Source organism: Colwellia sp. NW0002-52-1 (genome assembly GCF_057550865.1).
This window is the reverse complement of record NZ_BAAJLU010000061.1, coordinates 1-452: the sequence shown is the minus strand read 5'-3', so window position 1 is coordinate 452 and position 452 is coordinate 1. Positions and strand designations below refer to the sequence as shown.

Annotated in this window: 1 pseudogene; it reads right to left on the bottom strand. The window is 40.5% G+C overall.

The annotated features are described in order from the left end of the window. Positions 1 to 452, bottom strand: a pseudogene (locus AC27H3_RS18095) (transposase); the annotation flags it as partial.

Below are 452 nucleotides of genomic sequence, written 5' to 3'. Positions count from 1 at the left end.
GCTTCATCAAGCAGCGCTTGTGATTGAAAGCGCCCTTCCCAAAAATGCCCTTTACATTCATCCTCTTTATTTGCTTGTCGAGCAATAGGCTCATTCAGAGAGCGCATAAACCAACTAATATCCATTAAACGTTGTTTATAAATATTTGTAGTATCTTCCACCATCTCTCTTTCGTATTCATTAAGGTGTTGTTGCTGCTGATATTTTCTGGTCAGATGAGTACCTTTGTACAATTGATGCCAGCGCGTAAGTACCTCTAATGTCGACCAGTTATCGACTTGCGCTGTCTCAACATGCAGCACGAGATGCAAGTGATTATGCATAACAGCATAAGCACAAATATCGATGGCAAACACCTGAGATAATTCGAAAATTCTTTTTTCTATCCAATCGCGCCTGTGCTCATAATTCATGCCGGTCGATTTATCAACACCACATAAGAATGCTTTTCG